This is a genomic window from Streptosporangium sp. NPDC051022 (assembly GCF_040683035.1).
Classification (GTDB): domain Bacteria; phylum Actinomycetota; class Actinomycetes; order Streptosporangiales; family Streptosporangiaceae; genus Streptosporangium.
The window spans coordinates 84,143-106,482 of record NZ_JBFBCF010000015.1; the positions used below are offsets into that span (position 1 = coordinate 84,143).

Consider the following 22,340-nt stretch of genomic DNA (forward strand, 5'->3'; position numbering starts at 1 on the left):
TCAGGCGGGTGGCAGTTGGTACTGGATCAGCGCGCGAATCATGGTCATCTCGGCGCGCAGCCGGTGGTTCTCGTCGCGCAGGCGCAGCGCCTCGGTCTCCAGCGCCAGGATGCGCTTGATGCCCGCGAGGTTGATGCCCTCCTCCTGGGAGAGTCGCTGCACCTCGCGGAGCATCACGATGTCGCGGGTGGAGTACAGGCGCCCGCGGCCCGCCGTACGGCCCGGGCTGACCAGGCCGAGACGGTCGTACTGCCGCAGGGTCTGCGGGTGGAGGCCCGACAGCTGGGCCGCCACCGAGATCACGTATACGGGTGTGTCATCCGACAGATCGAAGTAGTTGGCATCCATGGCTACTCGCTTCTGGCCTGTTCGATGAGCTCGGCCCGTGGGTCACCACCCGCGGTGGCGTCGCGGAATTCCTCCAGGGCCCCTCGTGCCTTGTCCTCCAGCTGCTGGGGGACGAGGACCTCGACGGTGGCGAGCAGGTCGCCCTTGGTGCCGTCCTTGCGGGCCACGCCCCTGCCCCGCACCCGGAAGGTGCGGCCGTTCGGGGTGCCCTCGGGGATGCGCAGCGTGACCGGCATGCCCTTGAGGATCGGGACCTTGATCTCCGCGCCGAGCGCGGCCTCGGTGAAGGTGACCGGCACGGTGATCGTCAGGTTCTCGCCGGTCCGGCCGAAGACCGGGTGCGACTTGACGTGGATCTGGACGTACAGGTCACCCGCCGGACCGCCGTTCTCGCCCGGCGCCCCCTTGGCCTTGATCTTGATGCGCTGGCCGTCGCCGACCCCGGCCGGGATGCGCGCCTGGATCGTGCGGGTGCTCTTGCCCCGCCCGCTCCCCTCGCACACCTCGCACGGGTCGTCGACCAGCAGGCCCCGCCCCTTGCAGTCACGGCACGGCTCGGAGAAGGCGAAGTTGCCCAGGTTCCGGCTGGCCGCGCCGGTGCCCTCGCAGGTCGGGCAGACCCTCGGGGTCGTCCCGGCCTTGGCCCCCGTGCCGCTGCAGGCCGTGCAGGCTGAGGAACTGGTCAGACGGAGCGAGACCGTGGTGCCCTCGACGGCCTCGCCGAAGGAGAGCGTGACCTCGGACTCGATGTCCTGGCCACGCCTCGCCCTGGTGGTCGCCCCACCGGCGCGGGAGGTCCCGCCCCGGTTGAAGATGCCGCCGAAGATGTCGCCGATGCCCCCGCCCGCACCGCTCTGCTGGTGGGTGCCTCCGAACAGGTCTCCCAGGTCGAAGGGGAACCCACCCCCGCGGGAGGCCCCCCCGGCCCCCGCGTAACCGCCGAGTCCCGATCCGAACAGTGTCCGCGCCTCGTCGTACTCCTTGCGGCGCTTGGTGTCGGACAGGATGTCGTAGGCCTCGGAGACCTCCTTGAACTTCGCTGTGTTCTCAGAGGTCGGCGAGTCCCCAGGGTTGGCGTCCGGGTGGTACTGCCTGGCCAGTTTCCGGTACGCCTTCTTGATCTCTTCGGCGGTGGCGGTCTTGGGCACACCAAGGACGGCGTAGTAGTCCTTCTCCAGGTAGTCCTTGGTGCTCATCTCAGTTCCTTTTCAGACTCAGATATGGGGGATTCAGTTGTCACCCGCGGCGGATTCCGCCTCGGGCTCGGCGACCGCGACCCTCGCGGGACGGAGCACACGCTCGCCGATCCGGTAGCCGGGCTGCAGGATCTCCACACAGGTCGGCTCCGTGACGTCGGGAGAGTAACTGTGCAGCAGTGCCTCGTGCACCGTCGGGTCGAAAGGCTCGCCCTTGGTGCCGAAGGCGCTCAGTCCCAGTTTCCCCGTCGCCGTCTCCAGCGACTCGCTCACCTTGGCGAAACCGCCGGTGAGCTCGCCGTGGTCGCGGGCCCTGCCGATGTCGTCGAGGACCGGCAGGAGCTCGGTCAGCACACCGGCGACGGCCTGCTCCTTGACCAGGGTCCTGTCTCGCTCGACCCGCTTGCGGTAGTTGGAGTACTCGGCCTGGAGACGCTGCAGGTCAGAGGTACGTTCGGCGAGCTGGGTGGCCAGCTCGGCCGAGGCGAGGTCGGAGGCGGGAGCCGCCTGCTCGGCCTGCTCCTTCTCCTTGCCCCCCTCACGTGCCTGCCCCGTCTCCGGGTCGATCTTGCGGTTGTCGCGGATCACCGGCTCCTGCTCGGAACCGTTCTCACGCGTGTTCACCCTCGCGCTCCCCTCGGCTTACCCGCCGTCACTTGGCGCCGTTCTCGCGCTTCGGCTCATCGTCCACGATCTCGGCCTCGACCACGTCGTCGTCGGCCTTCTGGCCGTCGGCGCCCTGGGCGCCGGAGGCGGCGCTCTGGCCCTCGGCCTGCGACTGGGCGTAGATGGCCGAGCCCATCTTCTGGCTGACCGTGGCGAGATTCTCCGCCGCGGAGCGGATCTCGGCCGAGTCGGTGCCCTCGAGCGTCTTCTTCAGCGCGGCGAGCGCGTCGTTGACCTCGGTCTTGATGTCGTCCGGGACCTTCTCGGCGTTCTCGCCGAGGAACTTCTCGGTCTGGTAGACGAGCGAGTCGGCGTTGTTGCGCGTCTCGGCGTCCTCGCGGCGCTTCTTGTCCTCCTCGGCGTAGGACTCGGCCTCGCGCATCATGCGCTCGATGTCGTCCTTCGGCAGCGCGGAGCCGCCGGTGATCGTCATCGTCTGCTCCTTGCCGGTACCGAGGTCCTTGGCGGAGACGTTGACGATGCCGTTGGCGTCGATGTCGAAGGTGACCTCGATCTGCGGGATGCCGCGCGGCGCCGGGGCGATGCCGGTCAGCTCGAAGGTGGCCAGCTTCTTGTTGTAGGCCGCGATCTCACGCTCACCCTGGTAGACCTGGATCTGCACCGACGGCTGGTTGTCCTCGGCCGTGGTGAAGACCTCCGAGCGCTTGGTCGGGATCGTGGTGTTGCGCTCGATGATCTTGGTGAAGATGCCGCCCTTGGTCTCGATGCCCAGCGACAGCGGGGTCACGTCGAGCAGCAGGACGTCCTTGACCTCGCCCTTGAGCACGCCGGCCTGCAGGGCGGCGCCGATGGCCACGACCTCGTCCGGGTTGACGCCCTTGTTGGGCTCCTTGCCGCCGGTCAGTTCCTTGACCAGCTCGGCGACCGCGGGCATGCGGGTCGAGCCGCCGACGAGCACCACGTGGGCGATGTCGGAGACCTTGATGCCGGCGTCCTTGACGACCTGGTTGAACGGGCCCTTGCACCGCTCGAGCAGGTCGGCCGTCAGCCGCTGGAACTCGGCGCGGGTCAGCTTCTCCTCCAGGTGGAGGGGGCCCTCGGCCGAGGCGGTGATGTAGGGGAGGTTGATCGAGGTCTCAGACTGGCTGGACAGCTCGATCTTGGCCTTCTCGGCGGCCTCGCGCAGACGCTGCAGGGCCATCTTGTCCTTGGTCAGGTCCACGCCGTGGGCGTTCTTGAACCGGTTGGCCAGCTCGTCGACGACGCGCTGGTCCCAGTCGTCACCACCGAGGTGGTTGTCGCCGCTGGTGGCCTTGACCTCGACGAAGCCGTGGCCGTCCTCCTGGCCGACGTCGAGCAGGGACACGTCGAAGGTGCCGCCGCCGAGGTCGAAGACGAGGATGGTCTCGTCCTTCTCCTTGTCGAGACCGTAGGCGAGCGCGGCCGCGGTCGGCTCGTTGATGATGCGCAGCACGTTGAGACCGGCGATGGTGCCGGCCTCCTGGGTCGCCTGACGCTGGGCGTCGTTGAAGTAGGCCGGAACGGTGATCACCGCGTCGGTGATCTTCTCGCCCAGGTAGGCCTCGGCGTCCTGCTTGAGCTTCTGCAGGACGAAGGCGCTGATCTGCTGCGGGGAGAACTTCTTGCCGTCGATCTCGACGGCCCAGTTGGTGCCCATCTCCCGCTTGACCGAGCGGATCGTCCGGTCGACGTTGGTGACGGCCTGCCGCTTGGCGACCTCGCCGACGAGGACCTCGCCGTTCTTTGCGAAGGCGACCACGGACGGCGTGGTCCGCGAGCCCTGAGCGTTGGCGATGACCGTGGGCTCACCGCCCTCGAGGATCGAGACGACGGAGTTGGTCGTCCCCAGGTCGATACCTACCGCACGTGCCATGAGTACGTCCTTGTAGTCAAAGTTGAGTGGGTCAGACTCATAGTGGAGCTTCGTATTGCGTTTGTCAAACGACTTGAGTCTATGCCGCTCAACCCTGAAGGGCGCGGAAACATTCCCGACAATTCCCCCGAAACAGGGGGCGGTCCCGCCTCCGCGGAGGCGCCCTCTCCTCCAACGAGGGAACGCACGCGAACGCTCCCCGGGCCGGAAGACCGGGGAGCGATCAGGGGGAAGGGACGGGGAGGGGGATCAGTGCCGGGCGCCGTCGACGACCTTGCGCTTGCCGAGCGGGGCCTTGAGCTTGACGATCGTCGACTTCTTGATGGCGATGTCGATGCAGGCCACGTTCTGGACCTTGTCGCTCTCGCCCTCCCAGAGGGTGACGGTCACGCGCCTGGCAGTCTGCTTGACGGTCACGTGGTCGAGCACGTGGCAGGGCTCGACCCCGGACCACCAGACGACCCGCAGGCTCCTGCCGTCCTTGGACGGCTTGGCCGACAGCCACGACACCTTGCGAGGGTTGACGGTGTGGCCCTCGGGCTTGACCGGTTTCGGGGCGTCCTTTCCGGTGGGCTCGACCCGGGGCGCGACGGTGCGGCTCACGGATACGGGGACGGCGACGGCGCCTCCCGCGGCGCCGGGAGGTGTGGCGCTGTGTTCGACGCCACAGCCGGTGGCCAGTAGCAGGCTTCCCGCCACGGCGGGGATCACGATCATACGCATACCCCTCTAACGGATCGCGCCCCCGCCCGGTTCAGGGTGCTCTGGCGTCGCGCGTTCCCCACCCGGCGCCACGCGGACTCGGGGACGGTGGCCGTCGCCTGCTGTGATGGCCCGCCGGGGCGGCCCTTAGGCTGGTCATCCGCTTCTTCTCATGCAAGGTGTGCTGACATGATCGCGATTCTGGGAACCGGGAAGATGGGCGAGGCCCTGCTGTCGGGGCTGCTCCGGGCCGGGGTGGAACCGGGCGACGTGCTGGCGACCGCGCGGCGCGCCGAGCGGGCCGCCGCCCTCAGGGAGCGGTACGGCGTGCAGGTGGTCTCCAACGCGGAGGCGGCCAAGAGCGCCGAGACGATCATCCTCGCGGTCAAGCCGCAGGACATGGCGTCCCTGCTGGCCGAGATCGCCGCGCACGTCCCGGCCGACCGCCTGGTGATCTCGGCGGCGGCCGGCATCACGACCTCGTTCGTCGAGTCGCGGCTGGAGGCGGACATCCCGGTGGTGCGGGTCATGTCCAACACCCCGGTGCTGGTCGACGAGGCGATGAGCGTGATCTCGGCGGGCGCCCACGCCTCGGAGGAGCACCTGCGACGGGCCGAGGACCTGCTGCGGCCGGTCGGCAAGGTGCTGCGCATCCCCGAGTCGCAGCAGGACGCCGCGACCGCGCTGTCCGGCAGCGGCCCGGCCTACTTCTTCTATCTCGTCGAGGCCATGGTCGACGCGGGCATCCTGCTCGGCATGCCCCGCAACGCCGCGCTCGACATGGTCACCCAGTCGATCGTCGGCGCGGCCATCATGCTCCGCGACTCCGGCGAGCATCCGGTGATCCTCCGCGAGGCGGTCACCTCCCCGGGCGGCACCACCATCGCGGCCATCGCCGAACTGGAGCGCCACAGCGTCCGCGCGGCCTTCCTGGCCGCCATCGAGGCCGCCAGGGACCGCAGCCGTCAGCTCGCGGGCGGCTGACCCGTCCCTCTTTAACCGTTTAATAAAGTTTCCTGCATAAGGCATTATTTCCACGGAACTTCGTGGAAATGGGGCAGTGGTGGGGCAGGCCGTACGACCAGGTGAGCAGCGGGAACATCGGGAAGCGGCGGTCTGGTCACGGAGTTTCGGACTGTTCTTCACCGCGCGGTCGGTCTCCATGCTCGGCGCCGCGATGATCCCCTTCGCCACGGCGATCGGCGTCGGCGCGCTGGGGTACGGCCCGACCGGGGTCGGGCTGGCGCTGGCCACGTGGATGGCGCCCTTCGCGGTGCTGATCCTGTTCGGCGGGGTCTTCGCCGACAGGTTCACGCCGCGGCGCATGATGATCGGCGCCGACACGGTCAGGGTGGCGACCCAGGGGCTGATGGCCGCGCTGTTCCTCCTCGGCCGGCCGCAGCTGTGGCAGGTGCTGGTCATCTCCGCGATCAACGGCGTCGCGGCCGCCATGTACCAGCCCGGCGTCTCCAGCACCGTCCCCCGCGTGGCGCGGGACGTGCAGAAGGCCAACGCGACCTTGCGCGTCTCCGAGTCGATCATGCTGCTGGCCGGGCCGGGCGTCGCGGGCGCCGTCATCGGCTTCTCCAACGTCGGGGTCGTCTTCGCGATCGACGCCGCCGGGTTCGCGATCAGCGCGACCTGCCTGCTCCTGCTGCGCCTGCCGGTGCTCGCCGCGGCTCCCGCCGAGGAGTCGATGTGGCGCAACCTGCGCGGCGGCTGGCACGAGTTCCGGTCCAGGACCTGGATGTGGTCGGTGATCCTGATCTGGATCATCTTCGGCATCACCCTGTTCGGCCCGATGATCCCGCTGGGCTCGGTGCTGATCTCCGGCAGCCTGGGGGTGAGCGCCTACGGCCTGGTGATGTCGGCCTCCGGCGCCGGCACGATCCTGGGCGGCCTGGTCGCGATGCGGGTGCGTCCGGCCCGGCCGCTGATGGCCGGGGCGATCGGCCTGTTCGGCTTCGCACTGGAGCCGCTGACGATCGCGACCGGCATGCCGCTGGCCGTCCTGATGGCCGCGCACGTGGTCGGCGGGATCGGCTGGGCGTTCTGGTCGGTCATGTGGGCCACGAGCATCCAGACCCAGGTGCCGCCGGAGGCGCTCAACCGCGTCACCGCCTACGAGGTCGCCGGATCGACGATCGCCGTCCCGGTCGGCCAGGCGCTCGCGGGCCCGGTGGCCGCCGTGGTCGGCGCGCGGGAGCTGCTGGTCGTCTCCTCGGTCGTGGCGGTGTGCGGCTGCGTCTCGCTGCTCCTGGTGCCCGCCGTACGGCGGCTGCGCCGGACGACGGGGCCCGCCTCGGTGACCGCCGTGTGAACCCGTGCCCGTACGCGTGCGGTAACGTCGGCCGGGGTGGAAGATCCGGTCGCGTGACCGCGTGGGTGAGCCGGGCTCACGGCGCGGGACCGCCGGATCGCCGGCGACCGCGCCGCGGCGCGCGGCGCCGCGATCGAACTGGGAGGGCGCATGAGCCGGTCCGTGCGGGTCGTCTGGGACGACGCCCTCACCTCATACGATTTCGGTCCCGGGCATCCGCTCGCCCCCGTCCGGGTCGAGCTGACCATGGCGCTGGCCGAGCAGCTCGGGGTGCTGGAGCGGGTCGAGCGGATCGGCTGCGCCCCCGCGACCGACGACGAGCTGGCGCTGGTCCACGAGCGCGACTACATCGAGGCCGTCAAACGGGTCTCCGCCACCGGGCGGCCCGATCTGGCCCACGGGCTCGGCACCGAGGACAACCCGGCCTTCGCCGGGGTGCACGAGGCCTCCGCGCTGATCACCGGCGCCACTCTCGCCGCGGCCCGCGCGGTCTGGAACGGCGAGGCCGAGCACGCGGTCAACGTCGCCGGTGGCCTGCACCACGCGATGGCCGCGGCCGCGAGCGGGTTCTGCGTCTACAACGACCCCGGGGTGGCGATCGCCTGGCTGCTGGCGCAGGGGGCCACCAGGGTCGCCTACGTGGACGTGGACGCCCATCACGGGGACGGCGTCCAGGCGATGTTCTACGACGACCCCAGGGTCCTGACCGTCAGCCTGCACGAGAGCCCCAGGACGCTCTTCCCCGGCACCGGCCGTCCCGAGGAGCACGGGGCCGAGGGGACGGCGGTCAACGTGGCGCTGCCCGCCGGATGCGGCGACAGCGGCTGGCTGAGGGCCTTCCACGCGGTCGTGCCGCCGCTCCTGCGGGACTTCGCCCCCGAGATCCTGCTCACCCAGCACGGCTGCGACAGCCACGCGCTGGACCCGCTGACCCACTTGATGCTCAGCCTGGACGGCCAGCGCACCGCCTACGCGGCGCTGCACGAGCTGGCCCACGAGACCGCGGGCGGCCGGTGGATCGTGACCGGCGGCGGGGGATACGAGCTGGTGCGCGTGGTGCCGAGGGCCTGGACCCACCTGATCGCCGAGGTCTCCGGACATCCCCTCGACCCGGCCGCCGCCACCCCGAAGGAGTGGCGGCGGTTCGTCGAGGAGCGGACGGGGGAGACGGCGCCACTGACGCTGACCGATGGGATGAGCCCGGAATTTCGCGATTTCTCCGCTGGTTATGATCCAGCGGACCCGATAGACCGGGCCATCATGGCGACAAGGAAAGCCATCTTCCCCTTCCACGGGCTCGACCCCCTCCCGTGACCGAGGAGAAGCCGCCGATCACCGAGCCCGACCGTGACGCGCGACGTCGCGACCTACGGGAGCGCCCAGCGCGGGGGGCGTCGCGACGGAGGGAACGAGCGGATGAGTGACGAGGGAATCCAGCTGTCATCGGCACCGGAGCGGGAGCCGCGCCGTACGGCGCCGCCGATGGCGCGCGGTGACCTCCGCGAGCACCTGGTCCGCACCAGGATCGCCGGTGACGTGGCCACCAGCAGGGAGAACAACCTCGACCACTACCGGTCGCTGGCCGACCGGGACCCGTACCTCATGTTCGGGCTGACGCTGGAGGGCCGCTGGGCCTACCGGGACGTGCTGGAGCTGATGGCCAAGTCCGCCGGGGTCGTGGCCGACCCCGGGCACCGGCAGGGCCAGGACACCATCGACCCCGACCGCACGATCGACGCGATCGAGGCGATGGGGGACACGGTGGCCGGGGTGCTCCGCGCCGGCGCGCCCCGGATCCTCGTCGCCACCGGGCACCCCACCGGCCTGCTCACCATCCATCTGGCACTGGTCAGGCTGCTCAGGGAGTGCGGCGCGACGCTGATGAGCCCGGCCGAGGGCTGGGCCTACTGGATCGAGGGCTTCGGCCGCAAGCGCAAGATCCGCTATCTGGACGACGTCGCCATGCTGGACGACCGGGGAGCCTTCGTGCACACCCACGACCCGGACCCGATGAGGGCCATGCTCGCCGAGCTCGGTGACGACCGCCCCGACCTGGTGATCGCCGACCACGGCTGGGCCGGGGCCGCGGGGGAGGCGGGGATCCTCACGGTCGGATTCGCCGACAGCAACGATCCGGCGCTCTTCGTGGGGGAGGCGGAGGGCAAGATCGCGGTGACCGTCCCCCTTGACGACAATGTGCTACCAAGGTATTACGCTCCGCTGACGGACCATCTGGTCGAGAGGGTCGTGCGGGCCCTCTGAGGCGGACGTTGCGTAAATCGGGTCGTCCCTATACGGGCTTTTCGTGCCTGCATTCCACGGGCCTCGCCCGCCGTTTGCCAACTTTTTGGGCGTTGTGGGCGACTCTAATAAGAGACAGTTGGTCCGTTCCAAGATCAAGATAAGCGGCACGGTCCGGCTGCTGGCCAGCGATTTCCTCCGTTTCGCTGACATGGGGCTACGAAGACTGAGACAGTAGGGGGTTTGCACACTCGGAGTCCCGACTTACGCTGACGGCAGTACACGTGCGTGAGCAATGGCACCAGTGGGGATAACCCGGAAACACGTGCGGAAGAGGCGTCCGATGGGTGCAGGCGAAAGACCTCTCAGCGAGGTGAAGTTCCTGACGGTGGCAGAAGTGGCCACGGTCATGAGGGTGTCCAAGATGACGGTGTACCGACTCGTGCATTCGGGCGAGCTACCGGCCATCCGGGTCGGTCGATCCTTCAGAGTGCCTGAGCAGGCGGTACACGACTATCTCAGGGATGCCTACATCGAGGCGGGTTGAAGCGGCGCGAGCCCGACGAGCGAGTGAGGTGGCCGCTCACGAGTGATGCGGCCACCTGGCGAGCAAAGGACGGTGAGCGACCGACGGGCCCGGATCCCCCGGTTGAGACCGGTGGTGACGGCCCGGCCTTCGACGAGACGGCGGCCAGGTAGCGACGTGATCGTCACGTCGTGAGTTCCACACGGGATCCCCCCAGGGGCGATCTACCATGGATCGCCGGTAGTCTGTTGAGCCGGTGTGTTATCGCGCACCGGTCTGACATTCTCGGCTACCAGCTACCTGGGGGTCCCGTGGGCTCTGTGATCAAGAAGCGCCGTAAGCGTATGGCGAAGAAGAAGCACCGCAAGCTTCTGAAGAAGACCCGCATCCAGCGGCGTAACAAGAAGTAGCGACGCGGAGTCTGCGAGGCGCCGATGACCCACACCGTGCTCGTCACCGGGGTCTCACGCCACATCGGCGCCCGAGTGGCGAGCGTTCTCGCGGCTGACCCGGGCATCGACCGGGTCATCGGAGTAGACACGGTGCCGCCGCCTTCGCTCTCAGGTGATGGCGGCGTACCTCTCGGCCGGACGGAGTTCGTCCGCGTCGATCTACGCGGTCCCGACATCGCCCAGGTGATCGCGGCCGCCGACATCGACATCGTGGTCCACATGAGCCTGGTCAGCGCTCCCCCGAGGAGCGGTGGCAGGTCTCTCATGAAAGAGCACAACGTCATCGGCACCATGCAGCTGCTCGGTGCCTGTCAGCGGTCCGCGACGGTCCGCCGTGTCGTCATCCGCTCGACCACCGCGGTCTACGGCTCGTCCCCGCACGACCCGGCCGTCTTCACCGAGGACGCCGAGCCCGCCCAGCCGCCCGCGCACGGCTACGCCAAGGACGCCTGCGAGGTCGAGGGATACGTCCGGGGCTTCGGCAGACGGCGCCCGGACGTGGTCGTCTCGATGCTGAGGTTCGCCAACTTCATGGGGCCGGACGTCAACTCGCCGCTGACCCGTTACCTCACCCAGCCCATACTGCCGACCGCGCTCGGCTACGACCCCCGGCTGCAGTTCATCCACGAGGACGACGCCGTCGAGGTGCTCAGGCGGATGGCGACGGAGGACCACCCCGGCACGTTCAACGTGGCCGGGGACGGCGTGCTGCTGCTGTCGCAGTGCGCCCGCAGGGCGGGCCTGTCCTCGCTGCCGATCCCCTCCTCCGCGTTCCGCTTCATCGGCGAGCTCGCCCGTGGCGCCGGGCTGGCCGACTTCTCCTCCGAGCAGCTCCGCCTGATGCGCTACGGCCGCGTGGTCGACACCGGCCGGCTGGTCTCGGCCCTCGGCTGGCGGCCCAGGTTCTCCACCGCCGCCGCCTTCGAGGACTTCATCCGCGCCCGCGACCTGTCGGGCGGCCTTCCCGCGGTGATGGTGGATCTGCTCGCCGAGGCGGTCCACCGGCGATGACCGGGGTGGCGACCGGGTAGGGGCCGGGTGGGGCCGGACGGGATCGAGCAAGGAACGGGCGGTGAGCGGGTGATGAAGAGGTGAGCGGGATGGCAGGAGAACCCGGTGGTTCGCGAGACGCGCGGGTGATTCCCATAACCCGCGCCCGCTCCGCCGGCGAGCCCCCGCACGAGCCCCGGCACGAACCTCCGGACGGGTCCTCCGGTCCCCCCGGTGACACTCCGGGCTCCGAGGGCACCGGCTCCGAGGGCACGGGCTCCAAAAGCACCGGCGGAGAGCGCGACCGCGACCGTGATCTCGCGGAGTTGCTGGCCTTCCTGCGACGCCGCGTCACGGGCGACTACGACGTCGACGAGTTCGGCTTCGACCCCGAGCTCACCGACAAGGTGCTGCTGGAGCTGATCCGCCCGCTGTACCGGCACTGGTTCCGCGTCACGACCGTCGGCATGGACAACGTGCCCGGCGACTCCGGGGCCCTGGTGGTGGCCAACCACTCGGGCACGGTCCCGCTCGACGCGCTCATGCTCCAGGTGGCCCTGCACGACGAGCATCCGCGGCGCCGCGCGATCCGGCTGCTCGGGGCCGACCTGGTCTATCAGCTTCCGGTGCTCGGCCACCTGTCCCGCAAGACCGGCCACACCCTGGCCTGCCGTGAGGACGCCGACCGCCTGCTGCGCAAAGGCGAGCTCGTGGGCGTCTTCCCCGAGGGCTTCAAGGGCGTCGGCAAGCCGTTCTCCGAGCGCTACCGGCTGCAGCGGTTCGGCCGCGGGGGCTTCGTCGCCTCGGCCATCCGCGCCGGGGTGCCGATCGTCCCCTGCTCCATCGTGGGGGCGGAGGAGATCTACCCCAAGATCGGCGATCTGCGGCTCCTGGCCAGGGCGCTGGGCCTGCCCTACTTCCCGCTCACGCCGCTGTTCCCCTGGCTCGGCCCGCTCGGGCTGGTGCCGCTGCCGTCCAAGTGGGTGATCGGCTTCGGAGAGCCCATCCGCACCGACGAGTTCGCCCCCTCGGACGCCGACGACCCCATGCTGGTCTTCAACCTCACCGACCATGTCCGAGAGGTGGTCCAGCAGCAGCTGAACGAGCTCAGGCTCCAGCGCGGTCACGCCTTCCCGCCGTTCTTCTGAGGCCCGTCCCCGGCTTTTCCGAGGCCCGTCCCCGGCGCGCGGCCGGGCTCCCGCTCAGGGCCGCGGGCCGGCCGCTGGAGCGGTCACCGGGAGCGGTGGCCGCGGCGCAGGGCCACGGCCACGGCCACGCCGCCCGCGACCGCACCCGCCGCCGCGGCGATGGGCAGCCCGATCATGGTGGCCTTCCTGCCGGTGCGGAAGTCCCTGATCTCCCATCCGCTCTCCCTGGCGTACTCGCGCAGCTCGGCGTCCGGGTTGATCGCGGTCGCGTGGCCGACGAGCGACAGCAGCGGCAGGTCGTTGGCCGAGTCGCTGTAGGCCGAGCAGCGGCTCAGGTCGAGGCCCTCCCTGCGGGCCAGGGCGCGTACGGCCTCCGCCTTGGCCGGCCCGTGGAGCAGGTCGCCCACCAGGTGCCCGGTGTAGATGCCGTCCCTGGTCTCGGCCACGGTGCCGAGGGCGCCGGTCAGGCCGAGACGCTGGGCGATCACCCGGGCGAGCTCGACCGGTGTCGCGGTGACCAGCCACACGCGCCTGCCCGCGTCGAGATGGCTCTGGGCGAGGGCGCGGGTGCCGGCCCAGATGCGGTCGGCCATGACCTCGTCGTAGATCTCCTCGCCGAGCCTGACGATCTCCTCGACCTTGCTGCCCGCGACGAAGGCCAGCGCGGTCTCCCTGGCCTTGGCGATGTGCGCGGGGTTCTCGTCGCCGCGCACCCGGAAGATGGCCTGGCCCAGAGCGAACCTGACGAGGTCCTTGGTGGTGAACAGGCCACGGGAGGCCAGGCCCCTGGCGAAGTGGTAGATGGAGGCGCCGCGCATCATGGTGTTGTCGACGTCGAAGAAGGCGGCCGCGGTCGGGTCGGGATCCGCCGTCGGCATGGCGATCGCCGCCGCGGCCGCCACCTCTCCGGCTGTCTCCGCTTCGTCCCGCCGTCGTAGTAGCCGCCTCATAGCACCTCAGCTTAACCGTCGCACATGGGTGAAACCGGGATACGGCGCGTCAGTCCTCGGTGGCGTCGGGTGAGTCGGGGGACGACTCCGGCGGGGTCAGCCCGTCGATGTAGTCGAGGTAGCTGTTGGCCGTGCGCCGGTCCTCCTCGTCCATCCGGGGGATCATGATCTGGATCTGGGTCCGCTGTTTCTGGACGAAGCGCTTGAGCTTCCCGGTGCTCCTGGCGTCGCCGCGGCGCTGTACCCGGGTGAGGGAGGTGACCGCGGAGCGGGTGGTGTCCTCCATGTCCTTGAGGGTCTCGTCGATCAGCCCGCTCTCCCGCTTGGTCGCCCCCAGGAGCTCCTCGACCTCGTGGGCGCGGGTCTCGGCGTAGCCGAAGGAACGGTCGGCCCGCTCGGCGTCGTCGGTGCTCAGGTGGAACAGCGTGTTCTCGGCGGCGCGCTTGAGGGGGTAGAGGGTGTCGCCCGGCATCGACCGGTAGGTGCCCAGGCCCGCCGCGATCATCGCGGCCGTCAGCCCCAGGCTCAGCAGCTGGGGGAACAGGACGGTACGACGCCTGTGCCGCGCGGGCGTGACGGGGTCGGGAGGAGTCTCCTCCTGCTCGACGGTGTTCGTGAGACGACGCCGGAGCTCGGCACGGAACTCGGGCCTGGGCTCGCCCCCCATCTGGGCGCCGAGCCTGGACACGTGGTTCTGGATGTGCGTCTGCGATCTGCGTGAGATTCCGGGCAGCCACTTACCCATGAACGCTCCCTGCCGCCCCCAGGTCATGATCCGTCTGTGCACTTGCCTAACGACAGCCCCGCGTGCCAGGTTACGCGATTCGGCGCCATCGGCATGGTCAGCCGAGGTCCGAGGGGAGTGCGCGGGCGAGCGCCCGGATCGCGCGGAACTGCAGAGCCTTGATCGCTCCGCTCTTCTTGCCCATGACCAGTGCTGTCTCGGCCAGTGACATACCGTGCAGGAACCTCAGGACCACGCACTCCTGCTGCTCGGGGCCCAGGGCCCGGACCGCGCTGAGCACCCGGTCGTTGATCATCGCGGTGACGACGGCGTTCTCCGGGATGTGCGGGCCGTCGAGCGGGACGTCGATCACCTGGGCGGTCGAGACCTCAAGGCGGTACCTGCCGGACTTGAAGTGGTCGGCCACCAGGTTCCTGGCGATGGTCACGAGCCAGGCCCCGAAGTCACGGCCCTGCCAGGTGAAGTCGGCGATACGGCGCAGCGCCCGCAGGAAGGTCTCGCTAGTGAGATCCTCGGCCAGCGGATGCGAGCCGACGCGGAAGTAGATGTAGCGGTAGACCAGGTCGAGATAGCGGTCGTAGAGCGTGCCAAACGCGTCCGTGTCCCCGGTCTTGGCACGCAGAACGAGCCTCCGGAGTTCCTCCGAGGCGTCCTCGCGCGCGGCGAGCTCGTTACTGCGGACAGGCTGGGTCACCCCGGAGGTCGTGGGGAGGGGCCCGGCGAACGGCCATGTGTCTGGCATCCGGTATCCCTGTGAGGGAGGGGGTACGGCGTGCTCGAACACTCTAGGAAACGAAGCGGAAATTCCACAATCCACTTCGTAATGTCGTGACTAGGGGTAATCAGCCGATACGGTATGGCGCTGATTGTTTCTGGGCCGTCCGGACACCCCCGCTAGCAGCTCGGCTACCGGTTGGGGGGTAATGTCCGGCAGCATTGGAGGCACCATGAATCTCCTTGTCGCTGTCATCGCGTTCGCGGGTGCGTTGCTCGCGATCATCGCCACCGTCGCTCTCCTCAGCCGTCTCCGGGATGAGCGCAAGGGATGGTTGATCGCCTGGAGCCTCACGACGGCGACGCTGGGTGTGTCACTCGGAGTAATCGGAACCGGTTCCCTCGTGGGATTTGGGGCGGCCACATTCCGCATTTATCAACTGACCGGCTCGCTGCTCGCGCCGATCTGGCTGGCCGTCGGCGTCGTCCAGCTCATCGGTCACAAGCCCGCGGTCAGGTTCGCCTCCTGGCTCGTGGGAGTCGCCCTCACCGTCGTCGGGACGGTGATCATGATCTCCGACCCGGTCAACCTGGCGCAGGAGTTCACCACCGGTCTCCCGCTCGGCAGCCGTCACTGGGACGTCTTCCCCGCCTATCTGCTCTGGGTGACCCACGTGGTCGTCGCGCTCGTCCTGCTGGGCGGCCTGGTGTTCGCCGTGCTGCGCTGGCGCGGCGGCGACGACTACGACGCCGACAACATGCACGCGCTGCTGGTTCTCGGCCCGACCGGCCTCGCCCTGCTGGGAGCCGTGAGCTTCGCGGTTCCCGGGATGTTCACCATCCTTCTTCTCGGTGTCGCCGCCGCGGCGGTCTGGTACGTCGTGCTCCGCCCGCTGGCGCCGTACGAGGACGAGGAGGAGGACGAGGTGGCGGACGAGGTGGCGGACGGTGCGCGGAGGGGTTCGCGGGGCGCCGAGCGGCAGGAGACCCGCTCCGTGGGGCGCAGGGCGGCCCCCGAGCAGCCCCCCTTCGGCGACGTCCAGGTCGCCGGCCGTGGCCTCGCCCCCGAGGAACGGCCCGCCGGCCGGGCCCTGCCCGACGACTCCTCCCGCCGTTCGGGCCTCGGCGACCTGGTGGCCGAATACCGCGCGGGGGAGCAGGAGGTCGACTACGCGGCGCGCACGGTACAGCGGGGCCCCGCCCAGGACGACGTGTTCGGCGGCCCCGCGACCGGCATGTTCATGGCGGGCGAGTACGGCATGCCGCTCGCCGGCCGTCCCCACGGGCAGCACTCCGGCGGCGACCACTTCCCGCCGCCCCCGTCGACCGGCCAGTTCGGCATGACGTCGGGCGGTCAGGCGACCGGCGAGTACGACGTCCCGACCAACGAGTACGGCAGGCACGGCAGGCACCAGGGGCCGGGCTCCGGCCAGCACGGCAGGCTGGGCGGCCCCGTCACGGGCGAGTTCGCCATGCCCGATTCCCCTTACGGAGGGCAGCAGAACGGCAGCCTCCAGCCGATGTCGGCCGAGCAGGCGTTCGGCGCCCCCGGCCCGTCCGGGTTCCCCGGCGCGGGCCCGACCCCCGTCCAGGGCTTCGGCGCCCCCCGTCACGGACACTCCCCGGACCCGGGGTTCGCGGGCCAGGGCGGCCCCGGCACGCCGGCCGCCGGAGTCCCCGGTTTCCCCGTCTACGGCCAGCCGCCCGCCGCTCCTCCCGAGACCGGGGCCCTCTACCCCGGGGCGATCGCCGAGCAGGGGGGCGGGGGCGGTCGCCCGGCCCCGGGCATCTTCGGCCTGCTGACCGTGTTCACCCTCCTCGACGGCACCGGCGAGATGTTCGACAGGCTGGCCGACGACACGGTCGAGGCCGTCCGCCGCGCCGAGCCGGACACGCTGATCTACGCGTGCCACTCGGTGAAGTCGGCTCCGCTGCAGCGCATCGTCTACGAGCTCTACCGCGACGAGGTCGCCTACGGCGACCACCAGCGACAGCCCCACGTGGAGCGTTTCGTCGCCGAGCGGCAGAACATGGTGCTCGCCACCAACGTGATCGAGCTCAACGTCAACGCCGCGAAGGTAGTGCCGCTGCCCACGGCCTTCAGGATCTGAGCGCGGCGCGCAGGCGGTTCTCGTCGACGCGCCAGAAGTCGTGCTGGACGCCGTCGATCAGGGTGACCGGGATCATCTCCCAGTATTTGGCCTGGTCCTCCTCGGAGGCGGTGATGTCGCGTTCCTCCCAGGGAACGCCCAGTTCCGTCGCCACGCGCTCGATCACCGCTCGTGCGTCGTCGCACAGGTGACAGCCGGGCTTGCCGTACAGGGTGATGCGATGGTCCTGCGGTGCCATGCCCGCCACGGTAGCCCAGACGCGGGCCCACAGCGGGCCCACAGCGGGCCCGGAGCAGGTCCGGAGCAGGTCCGGAGCAGGTCCGGGACGGGACCAGGACCGGGCCGGAGCGGGCCGGGAGGCGCGGTGGGGACGCGATGGAGATGCGGTGGGGAACGCGGTGGGGACGCGGTGGGGATGAGGACGGGGAACGGGCGGAGGGCCGGTTCGGGGCGGATGCGGGTCAGGGGGAGAACGACCGGGTAGATCCTCACGCACCGTGTCGTGGTCCCAACTGTGAAGACCCACTTTGTGCACCGGTTCACAAAGGGACTAACCTGAAAGACAGTGGCCTCACCTCGTCATCCGTCGCGTCCGGGCCGCGCCGGCCGCCTGTCCCCCTGGAGCTCCGGCACGTGATTCGCCGTCTTTCCCAAGCTCGTGAACGTGGCATTCCCGAGGCGACCGTCGCCCGGTTGCCGCTCTATCTGCGAGCGCTGAACGGCATGGCCGAGCGGGGGCTGGCGACCGTGAGTTCGGAGGACCTGGCCGTCGCCGCCGGTGTGAACTCGGCCAAGCTCCGCAAGGACCTCTCTCACCTGGGCTCCTACGGCACCCGCGGGGTAGGGTACGACGTCGAGTACCTCATCTACCAGATCTCCCGTGAGCTGGGGCTGACCCAGGACTGGGCCGTGGCCATTGTCGGGGTGGGTAACCTCGGTCGTGCGCTCGCCAACTACGGAGGGTTCGTCTCCCGTGGCTTCCGGGTCGCCGCGCTCCTGGACGCCGACCCCGAAGTGGTGGGTGACCGGATCGCGGGATTGAATGTGGAGCACATCGACGAGCTGGAGGCCGTGATCAGGCGGCGGGGAGTGTCGATCGTGGTGCTCGCGACGCCCGCGGCGGCGGCACAGCAGGTGGCCGACCGGGTCGTCGCCGCAGGTGTGACGAGCATTCTGAACTTCGCCCCGGTGGTACTCGCTGTACCCGAAGGGGTCGATATCCGTAAAGTCGACCTATCGATTGAACTGCAGATCCTGGCGTTCCACGAGCAGCGCAAAACGGATCGGATGACTGGGGGGCCCGCGATGGCCGAGGAGTGGCCCGAGGCGGTGGACTTGTGAACGACAGAGCCCGAGGAAACGGCGCGTCCCGAACGGGCGCGGCCGGCGCGGGAGAGCGGTTCCGCGCGCCTGGAGCGGGTTCGCCGGGAACGGGTTCGCCGAAGGCGGGGCCGCGAAGAGCGGGCTCCCCGGGAGCGGGGGAGGGCCGGTGAGCGTTCTCGTCGTCGGCCTGAGCCACAGGACCGCCCCGGTGGCCCTGCTGGAACGGGTCTCCGTCTCCGGTGACGCGCTGGTCAAGCTGCTCCACGACGTCCAGCAGGACGTCCGGGTGGCCGAGACCATGGTCGTCTCGACCTGCAACCGGGTCGAGGTCTACGCCGTGGTCGACCGCTTCCACGCGGCGGTGAACGCGATCTCCGAGCTGCTCGGCACCCACTCGGGCGTCCCCATGGAGCGGCTCGCCGGCCACCTCTACGTGCACTACGAGGACCGGGCCGTCGAGCACCTGTTCTCGGTCGGCTCCGGCCTCGACTCGATGGTCCTGGGCGAGGGGCAGATCCTCGGCCAGGTCCGTTCGGCGCTCAAGCTCGCCCAGGAGCAGGGCACCGTCGGCTCCACGCTGAACGAGCTCGTCCAGCAGGCGCTGCGGGTCGGCAAGCGCTCCCACACCGAGACCGGCATCGATCGGGCGGGCGCCTCCCTCGTCGGCGTCGGCCTCACCCTCGCCGAGCGGACCCTGGGTCCCCTCCAGAGCAAGCGCGCCCTGGTGGTCGGCGCGGGCTCGATGAGCGCCCTGTCGGCCGCCACCCTGCAGCGGGCCGGCGTCACCGACATCGTGGTGGTCAACCGCACCTACGAGCGCGCGGTACGGCTGGCGCAGACGGTCGGCGGCAGGGCCGCCGAGTTCGGCGCGCTGGCGGCCGAGCTGGCCGAGGCCGACCTGGTCATCTCGTGCACCGGCGCGACCGACGTGGTCGTCACCGCCGACATGGTGCCGGCCAAGGAGATGTTCCTGCTCGACCTCGCGCTGCCCCACGACGTGGACTTCGCCGTACGGCGGCTGCCCGGCGTCACCCTCGTCGACCTGGAGTCCATGCAGGACGGCAGCGCGGACGCCGACACCGACGACGGCGGGCGAGCCGAGGCGGTCGTCGCCGTGCGCGAGATCGTCGCCGACGAGGTCGCGGCCTACCTGTCGGCCGAACGCGCGGCGCGCGTGACGCCGACCGTGGTCGCGCTGCGCAGCAAGGCGGCCGGCGTGGTCGAGGCGGAGCTGGGGCGGCTCGCCGCGCGGGTCCCCGACCTCGACGGGCGGCTGCGCGACGAGGTCGCCCAGACGGTCCGGCGCGTGGTCGACAAACTGCTCCACGAACCCACCGTGCGTGTCAAACAGCTCGCCGAGTCTCCGGCAGGAGATCATTATGCGGAGGCGCTCCGTGAGCTGTTCAATTTGGACCCGAAGGTGCCCGACGCGGTAAGACGTATCGAGTCGGCCGACGTGGAGACGAGCAAGAAGGAGGCGGGCAGGTGAACGACGTGACCCCTCCGCTCAGGATGGGCACGAGGCGCAGCATCATGGCGACGACCCAGTCGGGTCTGGTCGGCGCCCGCCTCACCGAGCTGACCGGCCGTGCCGTCGAGCTCGTCGGCGTCACCACCTTCGGTGACGTGACCAGGGCCGGTCTCACGCAGCTCGGCGGGACCGGTGTCTTCGTCAGCGCGCTGCGCGACAAGCTGATCGACGGCGAGATCGACTTCGCGGTCCACTCGCTGAAGGACCTGCCGACCACGCCGGACCCGCGCGTGGTCATCGCGGCGATCCCGCCGCGCGACGACCCCAGGGACGCGCTGGTCGGTCCCGCGAAGCTGGCGGACCTGCCGGCCGGCGCCAAGATCGGCACCGGCTCCCCGCGCAGGGTCGCCCAGCTCCGGGTGCTCCGCCCCGACCTGGAGTACGTCCCGATCCGCGGTAACGCCGAGACCCGCATCGGCAAGGTCACCTCAGGCGAGCTGCAGGGCGTCGTGCTGGCCGCCGCCGGCCTCGGCCGCCTCGGCCGCGAGGCCGAGATCTCCCAGATCTTCGAGGTCGAGGAGATCCTGCCCGCGCCGGGACAGGGCGCGCTGGCCGTGGAGTGCCGCTCGGACCGGACCGACCTGGTCGAGTTCCTGAGCGTGCTCGACGACGCCAAGACCCGTGCCGAGGTGACCGCCGAGCGCGCGGTGCTCAACGCCCTGGAGGCGGGGTGCGCGGCTCCGGTCGGCGCGTACTCGGCCGAGCGCGGGCGTGATCTTTTCCTGGCCGCCGCTGTCGTCGCCGTCGACGGCAAGCGGGCGGTGCGCAAGTCCACCGCCGGGACCTCTTCGGCGCCGATGGATCTGGGTCGCGACCTCGCGGCCGAGATGATCGCCGAAGGGGCAGGCACGTTGATAGGGGAGCGAGCACATTGAGCTCCGGAAGTACCACCTTCGAGCGCCCTGCCGGGTTCGTCGCCTTTGTCGGCGCGGGCCCGGGTGACGAGGGCCTGCTCACGCTTCGTGGCGCCGACCTGCTCTCGAAGGCCGATGTCGTCGTGCTCGACCGGGAGGCGTACGGCGGGCTGCTGCGCCACTGCCGGGAGAACGTCGAGGTCGTCGACGCGACAGGTGAGGAGGCCGTCTCACTGCGGGCCGTCACCGCGGCCAAGGGCGGCCGCAGCGTCGTGCGGCTGTGCGCGGGCGACCCGATGTTCTTCTCCTCGATCACCGAAGAGGTCGCGGCCTGTGCCAAGGCGGAGGTGGACTTCGAGATCGTGCCGGGCGTGCCCCCGGCCACCGCGGTCCTCACCTACGCGGGCATCCCGGCGGCCGTCTCCGTGCCCGAGTTCCGGGTCGTGGACGCCACCCAGGTCGACGACTGGTCGGCCCACGCCGCGGGCGCGGGCACCCTGGTGATCTACAACGGTGTCTCCCAGGCCGTCGCGATCGGCAAGGCGCTGATCGCCGCGGGCCGTCCGGACTCGACACCGGTCGCGATCAGCAGTTCCGGAACCACTACCGAACAGTACACCGTGGTGACGACCCTCGGCCGGATGGCCCCCGACCTCAAGCACGCGGGGATGACCGAGCCCGCGCTGATCGTGGTCGGCGAGGCCGTCGGCATGCGCGACCGCCTCTCGTGGTTCGAGACCAAGCCGCTGTTCGGCTGGCGGGTGCTGGTGCCCAGGACCAAGGAGCAGTCGGCCGGGCTCGTCGAGCAGCTGCGCTCCTACGGCGCGGTGCCCGAGGAGGTCCCCACGATCTCCGTCGAGCCGCCCCGCACCCCGCAGCAGATGGACCGGGCGATCAAGGGCCTGGTCACCGGACGCTACGAGTGGGTGGCCTTCACCAGTGCGAACGCGGTCAAGGCGGTGCGCGAGAAGTTCGAGGAGTACGGTCTCGACGCCAGGGCCTTCGCCGGGCTCAAGGTCGCCGCGGTCGGTGAGGGAACCGCGCGGGCGCTGGTGCGGTTCGGGGTCAAGCCCGACCTGATGCCGTCGGGGGAGCAGTCCTCCGAGGGACTGGTCGCCGAGTGGCCGCCGTACGACTCGATGCTCGACCCGATCAACCGGGTGCTGCTGCCGCGCGCCGACATCGCCACCGAGACCCTGGTCGCCGGGCTCACCGAGCTGGGCTGGGAGTGCGACGACGTGACCGCCTACCGGACGGTCCGGGCGGCGCCGCCGCCGGCCCCGATCCGGGAGGCCATCAAGGGCGGCGGTTTCGACGCGGTGCTGTTCACCTCGTCGAGCACCGTGCGCAACCTCGTGGGCATCGCGGGCAAGCCGCACAACGTCACGGTCATCTCCGTGATCGGCCCGCAGACCGCCAAGACCGCGGAGGAGTTCGGGCTCAGGGTGGACGTCATGGCCGACAAGCCGTCGGCCTCGGCCCTGGCCGCCGCGCTGGCCGAGTACGGCGCCAAGCAGCGGCAGGCCGCCGTGGCGGCCGGAGACGTTCCGCGCAGGCCCTCCCAGACCCGGAGAGGGGCCCGGCGCCGGGCCAAGTAGTCTGGGAAGCAGTGGCGGGTGCCGTGTGGCGCAGGCACGACGGCGGCACCCGCGAGGCGATGAATCTGAT

General features: G+C 70.3%; 21 protein-coding genes and 1 pseudogene. 13 read left to right on the plus strand and 9 right to left on the minus strand.

What is annotated here, in order from left to right:
• Nucleotides 1–72: 72 nt before the first annotated feature.
• The 5 genes and pseudogenes from AB0N02_RS23975 to AB0N02_RS23995 all read right to left on the minus strand — a co-directional run.
• A pseudogene (locus tag AB0N02_RS23975) lies at nt 73–348 on the minus strand (helix-turn-helix transcriptional regulator); the annotation flags it as partial.
• A 2-nt stretch (nt 349–350) separates the two neighbouring features.
• Nucleotides 351–1,544: a molecular chaperone DnaJ gene (gene dnaJ, locus AB0N02_RS23980; protein ID WP_363950398.1), complete on the minus strand. Its 1,194-nt coding sequence runs from the start codon at nt 1,542–1,544 to the stop codon at nt 351–353.
• 33 nt (nt 1,545–1,577) lie between these two features.
• Nucleotides 1,578–2,168, minus strand: a complete 591-nt coding sequence (gene grpE / locus AB0N02_RS23985; RefSeq protein WP_363950401.1) for a nucleotide exchange factor GrpE — start codon at nt 2,166–2,168, stop codon at nt 1,578–1,580.
• 28 nt (nt 2,169–2,196) lie between these two features.
• Nucleotides 2,197–4,065, minus strand: coding sequence for a molecular chaperone DnaK (gene dnaK, locus AB0N02_RS23990; RefSeq protein ID WP_363950403.1), 1,869 nt, complete (start codon nt 4,063–4,065; stop codon nt 2,197–2,199).
• Between the two features lie 249 nt (nt 4,066–4,314).
• Nucleotides 4,315–4,782 carry a hypothetical protein gene (locus tag AB0N02_RS23995; RefSeq protein WP_363950406.1) on the minus strand — a complete coding sequence of 156 codons (468 nt, stop codon included), beginning with the start codon at nt 4,780–4,782 and terminating at the stop codon, nt 4,315–4,317.
• A 174-nt stretch (nt 4,783–4,956) separates the two neighbouring features.
• Between AB0N02_RS23995 and proC the strand changes: the two genes are divergently transcribed.
• The 8 genes from proC (at nt 4,957) to AB0N02_RS24035 (ending at nt 12,444) form a co-directional block, all read left to right on the plus strand.
• On the plus strand, nt 4,957–5,751 hold the full coding sequence (proC, locus tag AB0N02_RS24000) for a pyrroline-5-carboxylate reductase (RefSeq protein WP_363950409.1): 795 nt from the start codon (nt 4,957–4,959) through the stop codon (nt 5,749–5,751).
• Between the two features lie 76 nt (nt 5,752–5,827).
• Nucleotides 5,828–7,087 (plus strand): MFS transporter, encoded by a 1,260-nt coding sequence (locus AB0N02_RS24005; RefSeq protein WP_363950412.1) that lies wholly within the window; start codon nt 5,828–5,830, stop codon nt 7,085–7,087.
• Between the two features lie 150 nt (nt 7,088–7,237).
• Nucleotides 7,238–8,401, plus strand: coding sequence for an acetoin utilization protein AcuC (locus AB0N02_RS24010; protein ID WP_363950415.1), 1,164 nt, complete (start codon nt 7,238–7,240; stop codon nt 8,399–8,401).
• 168 nt (nt 8,402–8,569) lie between these two features.
• Nucleotides 8,570–9,349: a phosphatase gene (locus AB0N02_RS24015; RefSeq protein WP_363950767.1), complete on the plus strand. Its 780-nt coding sequence runs from the start codon at nt 8,570–8,572 to the stop codon at nt 9,347–9,349.
• A 322-nt stretch (nt 9,350–9,671) separates the two neighbouring features.
• Nucleotides 9,672–9,875 (plus strand): helix-turn-helix domain-containing protein, encoded by a 204-nt coding sequence (locus tag AB0N02_RS24020; RefSeq protein WP_012887307.1) that lies wholly within the window; start codon nt 9,672–9,674, stop codon nt 9,873–9,875.
• 290 nt (nt 9,876–10,165) lie between these two features.
• Nucleotides 10,166–10,264, plus strand: a complete 99-nt coding sequence (locus tag AB0N02_RS24025; protein WP_018654693.1) for an AURKAIP1/COX24 domain-containing protein — start codon at nt 10,166–10,168, stop codon at nt 10,262–10,264.
• A gap of 24 nt (nt 10,265–10,288) precedes the next feature.
• On the plus strand, nt 10,289–11,317 hold the full coding sequence (locus AB0N02_RS24030) for an NAD-dependent epimerase/dehydratase family protein (protein ID WP_363950419.1): 1,029 nt from the start codon (nt 10,289–10,291) through the stop codon (nt 11,315–11,317).
• A gap of 89 nt (nt 11,318–11,406) precedes the next feature.
• The gene (locus AB0N02_RS24035) at nt 11,407–12,444 is read left to right on the plus strand and encodes a lysophospholipid acyltransferase family protein (RefSeq protein ID WP_363950422.1); all 1,038 of its coding nucleotides are present in this window, start codon (nt 11,407–11,409) and stop codon (nt 12,442–12,444) included.
• An 83-nt stretch (nt 12,445–12,527) separates the two neighbouring features.
• Here AB0N02_RS24035 and AB0N02_RS24040 read toward each other — a convergent pair whose 3' ends face one another.
• The 3 genes from AB0N02_RS24040 to AB0N02_RS24050 all read right to left on the minus strand — a co-directional run bounded on the left by AB0N02_RS24040 (nt 12,528) and on the right by AB0N02_RS24050 (nt 14,881).
• A complete protein-coding gene (locus AB0N02_RS24040; protein WP_363950424.1) occupies nt 12,528–13,394 on the minus strand; it encodes an HAD-IB family hydrolase in 867 nt (288 codons plus the stop codon).
• A 49-nt stretch (nt 13,395–13,443) separates the two neighbouring features.
• Nucleotides 13,444–14,139, minus strand: coding sequence for a DUF5667 domain-containing protein (locus tag AB0N02_RS24045; RefSeq protein WP_363950426.1), 696 nt, complete (start codon nt 14,137–14,139; stop codon nt 13,444–13,446).
• A 97-nt stretch (nt 14,140–14,236) separates the two neighbouring features.
• On the minus strand, nt 14,237–14,881 hold the full coding sequence (locus tag AB0N02_RS24050) for a sigma-70 family RNA polymerase sigma factor (protein WP_363950429.1): 645 nt from the start codon (nt 14,879–14,881) through the stop codon (nt 14,237–14,239).
• Nucleotides 14,882–15,086: 205 nt separating this feature from the next.
• On the opposite strand from AB0N02_RS24050, the gene AB0N02_RS24055 reads away from it, so the two are divergent.
• Nucleotides 15,087–16,964, plus strand: coding sequence for a hypothetical protein (locus AB0N02_RS24055; RefSeq protein WP_363950432.1), 1,878 nt, complete (start codon nt 15,087–15,089; stop codon nt 16,962–16,964).
• Here AB0N02_RS24055 and AB0N02_RS24060 read toward each other — a convergent pair.
• The gene (locus AB0N02_RS24060; RefSeq protein ID WP_363950434.1) at nt 16,954–17,202 is read right to left on the minus strand and encodes a glutaredoxin family protein; all 249 of its coding nucleotides are present in this window, start codon (nt 17,200–17,202) and stop codon (nt 16,954–16,956) included. The genes AB0N02_RS24055 and AB0N02_RS24060 overlap by 11 nt on opposite strands.
• Before the next feature lie 395 nt (nt 17,203–17,597).
• Here AB0N02_RS24060 and AB0N02_RS24065 point away from each other — a divergent pair, with 395 nt between their 5' ends.
• From AB0N02_RS24065 to AB0N02_RS24080, 4 genes are all read left to right on the plus strand, one after another.
• Entirely contained in the window at nt 17,598–18,305 is a 708-nt protein-coding gene (locus tag AB0N02_RS24065) for a redox-sensing transcriptional repressor Rex (protein WP_363950437.1), read from the plus strand.
• Between the two features lie 148 nt (nt 18,306–18,453).
• Nucleotides 18,454–19,776, plus strand: a complete 1,323-nt coding sequence (locus AB0N02_RS24070; protein WP_363950439.1) for a glutamyl-tRNA reductase — start codon at nt 18,454–18,456, stop codon at nt 19,774–19,776.
• 23 nt (nt 19,777–19,799) lie between these two features.
• Entirely contained in the window at nt 19,800–20,693 is an 894-nt protein-coding gene (hemC, locus tag AB0N02_RS24075) for a hydroxymethylbilane synthase (protein ID WP_363950770.1), read from the plus strand.
• Complete coding sequence (locus AB0N02_RS24080) at nt 20,690–22,270, plus strand: bifunctional uroporphyrinogen-III C-methyltransferase/uroporphyrinogen-III synthase (RefSeq protein ID WP_363950442.1); 1,581 nt, start codon at nt 20,690–20,692, stop codon at nt 22,268–22,270. The genes hemC and AB0N02_RS24080 overlap by 4 nt, the downstream gene beginning before the upstream one ends.
• The last annotated feature ends 70 nt before the right edge of the window (nt 22,271–22,340 follow it).